Genomic DNA, 5,096 nt, shown 5'->3' with positions numbered 1-5,096 from the left:
GGTTTCTTGATCACGCCCTTGCTCTCGAAGTAGGCGCGCAGCACCCTCCCTGCAATCGGCGCGGCGGCGCTGCCACCGTGCTCGCCGTGCTCGACGATGACGGCAACCGCGATCTCCGGTTTCTCATAGGGCGCAAAGGCCACGAAAAGGGCGTGATCCCTGAACTGGTACGGGATATCCCCTTTGCTGTCGCGGAGCTTGACTACCTGCGACGAGCCGGTTTTCCCTGCCACCTTTACTTCGGAGAGCCGGGCCATGCCGCCGGTACCATGCGGCTCATTGACCACGGCGAAGAGCCCCTCCTTGACCAGCCGGTAGGTCTGCGGCTTCAGGCCCGTTTTCCTCAGCACCTGGGGCTGGAACTCCTTGAGCACCCTTCCATCGGTATCGACGATCCGCCTCACCAGGTGGGGCTGGTAGACCGTCCCTTCATTGGCCACCGTGGCGATCATCGAGGCCAGCTGCACCGGAGTGGTCAGCACGTACCCCTGCCCGATCCCCACCGAAAGCGTCTCTCCGGAATACCACTTCTTCCCGAACCGCTTCAGTTTCCACTGCTCGTCCGGGATCACGCCGGGCTTCTCGTTGTCCAGACCGATTCCGAGGGGAGCTCCGAGGCCGAAACGCCTGGCGTAGGCGGCGATGCGGTTCACTCCCAGGCGCTCGGCGAGCTTGTAGAAGTAGACGTCGCACGATTCCCTGAGGGCCTTCCTCAGCTCCACGTGACCGTGCCCCTTTTTGTCCCAGCACTTGAAAGTGGAGTTGCCGAACTTGTAGTAGCCGGGGCAGTCGATGCTGGAGTGTTCGTCGACCAGCCCCTCCTCGAGGCCGGCGATGGCGGTAATGATCTTGAAGGTGGAACCGGGAGGATACATCCCCTTGAGCGCCTTGTTCTCTAGCGGATGCCTCTTGTCCTCCAGGTACTCCTTCCACCTGTCGGGAGGCATGCGCCCGGTGAAGAGGGCGGGGTCGAAGTTCGGGCTGCTGGCGAAGGCCAGGATCTCGCCGTTGTTGACATCCATGGCGACGGCCGCTCCCGCGCGGTCTCCCAGCGCCTGCTCAACCACCTTCTGCATGTCCATGTCGATGGTGAGCATGACCGAGTTGCCGACGATGGAGTTACTCTCCTCCACCGTGCGCAGGAAGCGGCCTCGGGCGTCGACCTCGATCTGGCGGCCCCCGTCGATGCCGTGGAGATAGTTCTCCCAGCTCTTCTCTATGCCGCTCTTCCCGGTATAGTCTCCGGCATTGTACTCCTTGTAGCGCTCGGTCGCCAACTCCTCCTCGGAGACCTCCCCCAGGTACCCCAGCAGGTGGGCCGCCAGGTCGCCGTTCTTGTAGGCCCTGATCGGCTTCATCTCGATATTGACCCCGGAGAGGGCGAGGCGGTTCTCCTCCAGAAACTCCATCTGGTCGCGGGTGATACCCGACGCCACCACCAGCGGGTAGTACTTCGCCCTCCCCTGCCCCTTGGTCCACTTCTCCAGGATCTCGTTGCGGTCCAGGTTCAGGTAGCGGGCCAGGTTGTCGACCAGCACCTCCTTGTTCTTGACGTCCTGGGGGATGACCGCTACCGAGAAGGAAGGGGTATTGGAGACCAGCACCTTGCCGTTGCGGTCCAGTATCGCGCCGCGCGGGGCGGCGACCGGGACGAAACGGAGCCGGTTGCTCTCGGACTGGTCCAGCAGGTTGTCGGTATCGACCACCTGGAGGTACCACAGCCGGGAGAGGACCAGGAAGAACATGAGGCAGGCCGCGATCGAGAGCCCGATGATCCTGCGCGAGCCGTCGTCGTCGGGAAGGATGTTCTGCTGCGGTTTCATCTCGCCTCCTCAGGGACCGGGAGCCGGATGGAAAAGAGGAGTGAGGCGACCAGGGCGTTGACCAGGGCCTGCGGGATCAGCGCGGGAAGGACCGAGGCGTAGACCCCCTTGGATACCGAGAAGATGGCGAGCATCAGCAGGTCCAGGAGCGCGGTTGCCACCGTGGCGATCAGGACCACGAGGACCAGCAGGACGCGATTGTCGGTGTAGAGCCGGTCCGCCACTCCGGAAAGGACCGTATAGATGCAGAGGTAGGAGAAGGCGTTCATGCCGAGATAGATGCCGCTGAAGCTGTCCTGCACTATGCCCAGCGCGAAGGCGGCGATCCCGGCCATGCGGTGCGGCTGTTTGAGCCCCAGGTAGACCACCAGGATGATGATCAGGTTGGGCTGGAAGGGGTCCTGCAGGTATCTCGGGAGCACCGTCATCTGCAGCATCAATCCGGCCAGCAGCACGCCGGCTATTTTAAGGAACCTTATCATTTTTTGAACTACTCGTGCCAGTGTCTGACCAGGACCAGCATCTCTTCGAGCTTCCCGATGTTGACGGTGGGGCGGACTTCGATGGTCTGGAACACGCCGTACTCCCCTTTTTTTACCATACTTACCTCTCCGATGGGGAGTCCTTTCGGGAAGACGCCCCCGATACCCGAAGTTATCACGGTGTCGCCGACCTTGACGTCCTCATCCTTTACGGTGAACTCCATGGAGCAACGCCCGGCCCCTGCCCCTCGCACCACCCCTCGGGCGCGGGAGCGCTGCACCAGGGCGGCGATGGCACTGGCGTGGTCGGTCAGCAGCAGCACCCGCGAACTGTGCGGCGCCACCTTCACCAGGCGCCCCACCACGCCCCCTGCCGCCAGGACCGGCATCCCTTCGGCGAGCCCGTCCGCGCTGCCGCGGTCCACCACCAGGGTCTTGAACCAGGCCGAACTGTCTTCCCCGATGACCGAGACCGCGATCGAGGGCTCCTCCAGGGTCGCCTTCAGATCGAGCAGGGCCTTCAGCCTGGCGTTGGACGCCACCGCCTCGTTGTCGGCCACGATGCGCTCGTTCAGGCGCTTGACGCTCTTCCTCAGCTGCACATTCTCGCGCCGTACATCGACCAGGTCGATGTAGTCGTTCCAGATATGGCCGAAAAAGCGGGTGACGGCGGCAGTCCCGTCGGCCAGAGGTGCGGTCACCCCCATCACGGAGCGCTCCAGGGGGTTCGCGTGCTCCTTGTTCCTGAGGTTGAGCGCGTAGGTGAGAAACGCCGCAAGGAGTAACAGCGCGGTAAGAAAGAATCGCTTGTGGCGGAGTATGAGCTTTCTCATCGGTCTCAAGAAATGGTTTAGGGGGCACCCGGCCCCCTATCGATTGAAAAAAAAGACTGCAACTGGCCCAGCTGGAAAGGGTGCTAATCGAGCCCGAAGGGCGAATCGGCCACTTCCTCATGCCGGATCTCGTCCACCGGCTCGCTCTTGCCGTGACCGGCGTAGAGCCTGTTGGGGCCGTTGAAAACGATGCCGTTCTCGCCCCCGACATTGCGGTAGGCGTGAACCACCCCGGGCGGAACCACCACCATCATCGGCGCATCCACTCCGGCGAAGAAGGCCTGCTTCACGCCGAAGGTGGGGGAACCAGGACGGGCATCCCAAAGGTAGACCTTGAAATTGGAGGGCCCGATGAAGCAGAAGTAGTCGGTCTGGTCCTTGTGCTCATGAGGGCCGCGTGCCACCCCCGGCTGGGTCATGGAGATATAGGCCATGGTCGGCATGACGTCGGCTTCGAGCTCGTCACTTCTGAAAAGCTCCGCCAGCCATCCACGCTCGTCCAGGAACTTGCGCAGCGGCTTCGCGGTCACATCATGGATCTGTCCCTTGCGGTAACTGGCAATCACGCTCATAGCTTCCCCCCAACCCCGCACAGTGCGGCTTCATTGTAAACTCGCGTAAGATAATCGCGGTAGGAAGACTTGGGGGTGGCGTTGATGACCTCGGCCATCCCTTCGCAGTCGAGGTATCCCATCCTGAGTGCGATCTCTTCGAGGCAGGCGATCTTCAGCCCCTGCCGGGCCTCCAGGGTCCCTATGAAGTGGGAGGCCTCGAGAAGGCTCTGGTGGGTGCCGGTGTCCAGCCAGGCGATGCCGCGGCCGAGCTTCTCGACCGTCAACTGCCCCTGCCTGAGGTAGGTGAGGTTGACGTCGGTTATTTCCAGCTCACCGCGGGGGGAGGGCTTCATGTTCCTGGCTATCTCGACCACCTGGCCGTCGTAGAGGTAGAGGCCGGGGACCGCGTAATTCGATTTCGGGGTGTCCGGTTTCTCCTCGATGCTCAGGACTCTTCCCTGGGGATCGAAATCGACCACGCCGTAGCGCTCGGGATCCTGGACGTAGTAGCCGAAGATCTTGGCGCCGCCGTCGAACTCGGCGATCAGGCGGTCCAGCTGCATCTTGCCGTAGAAGATGTTGTCTCCGAGGATGAGGCAGACGGGGTCGTTGGCGATAAACTCCTCTCCCACCAGGAAGGCCTGGGCGATCCCCTTCGGTTCCGGCTGGATCTTGTAGCTGATCCGGATGCCCCAGCGCGAGCCGTCGCCTAGGAGTGCCTCGAAGCGAGGAGTGTCCTGCGGAGTCGAGATGATCAGGATATCCGCGATCCCGGCCATCATCAGCGTGGCCAGCGGATAGTAGATCATCGGCTTGTCGTAGACCGGTTGAAGTTGCTTGCTCGCCACCATGGTCAGCGGGTACAGCCTGCTCCCCGCGCCGCCGGCAAGGACGATCCCCTTCTTGATACCTTGTGCCATAACCCCTCGTCTTAGAGCAGAAGTTCACATTAACAAACGATATTTTCTATCACATTGGAACTGCCTGCGTCAAACAATAATCCCCCAGGCAGGCAGAAAGGCAGGCTCCCCGACCGGTTACGGCTTGATCATTTCTACCACAATAGCTTTTCTTTCAGCCTTTCGTCAATGAAGCTCTCCTCGATGGCCTCCCGCGCCCACGGCTCCCTGCAGCGTGAGAGCACCATGGCAGCCCCCTCGGCCACGGCCGGGACGTTGCTCCACAGTGCGTTTCGCAAGGGACGCAGCTGGTGGGGGTCTGCCGTTTTCGAACCATAAAGGGACCTGCATCCCTCGCACAAAAGTGCCAGGTTCTCCTCCGCAGGCTCGTCATCGGGCCGGTACTCCCAAAGGCGCAACCCCTGGTCTCCTCCGCACCACTCGCAGCGAAAGCCGGCCCTTTTGCTGATCACCTTCCCGAACAGATTTACCGCCTCCAGATGTT

6 protein-coding genes are annotated in these 5,096 nt (G+C 62.0%); all 6 read right to left on the bottom strand.

The window, feature by feature from the left end:
• Nucleotides 1-1,823: penicillin-binding protein 2 (gene mrdA, locus AC11W3_RS05340; protein WP_484092606.1), on the bottom strand; the 1,823-nt coding region annotated here is incomplete at its 3' end.
• Entirely contained in the window at nucleotides 1,820-2,305 is a 486-nt protein-coding gene (gene mreD, locus AC11W3_RS05335) for a rod shape-determining protein MreD (protein ID WP_484092605.1), read from the bottom strand. The genes mreD and mrdA, both read right to left, overlap by 4 nt.
• Nucleotides 2,306-2,313: 8 nt before the next feature.
• Nucleotides 2,314-3,138 (bottom strand): rod shape-determining protein MreC, encoded by an 825-nt coding sequence (gene mreC, locus AC11W3_RS05330; protein ID WP_484092604.1) that lies wholly within the window; start codon nucleotides 3,136-3,138, stop codon nucleotides 2,314-2,316.
• Between the two features lie 83 nt (nucleotides 3,139-3,221).
• Complete coding sequence (locus AC11W3_RS05325) at nucleotides 3,222-3,710, bottom strand: dTDP-4-dehydrorhamnose 3,5-epimerase family protein (protein WP_484092603.1); 489 nt, start codon at nucleotides 3,708-3,710, stop codon at nucleotides 3,222-3,224.
• Nucleotides 3,707-4,612 carry a glucose-1-phosphate thymidylyltransferase RfbA gene (gene rfbA / locus AC11W3_RS05320; RefSeq protein ID WP_484092602.1) on the bottom strand — a complete coding sequence of 302 codons (906 nt, stop codon included), beginning with the start codon at nucleotides 4,610-4,612 and terminating at the stop codon, nucleotides 3,707-3,709. Before rfbA ends, AC11W3_RS05325 begins: the two co-directional genes overlap by 4 nt.
• Before the next feature lie 134 nt (nucleotides 4,613-4,746).
• The coding region (locus tag AC11W3_RS05315) for a hypothetical protein (protein WP_484092601.1) at nucleotides 4,747-5,096 on the bottom strand (350 nt) is incomplete at its 5' end.

This window comes from Geomonas sp. (assembly GCF_056994735.1).
This window is presented reverse-complemented; position numbering and strand designations above follow the sequence as displayed.

Coding starts and splice junctions, on each gene's coding strand:
- mreD (WP_484092605.1), bottom strand. CDS start 2,305: ATGATAAGGTTCCTTAAAATAGCCGGCGTGCTGCTGGCCGGATTGATG.
- mreC (WP_484092604.1), bottom strand. CDS start 3,138: ATGAGAAAGCTCATACTCCGCCACAAGCGATTCTTTCTTACCGCGCTG.
- AC11W3_RS05325 (WP_484092603.1), bottom strand. CDS start 3,710: ATGAGCGTGATTGCCAGTTACCGCAAGGGACAGATCCATGATGTGACC.
- rfbA (WP_484092602.1), bottom strand. CDS start 4,612: ATGGCACAAGGTATCAAGAAGGGGATCGTCCTTGCCGGCGGCGCGGGG.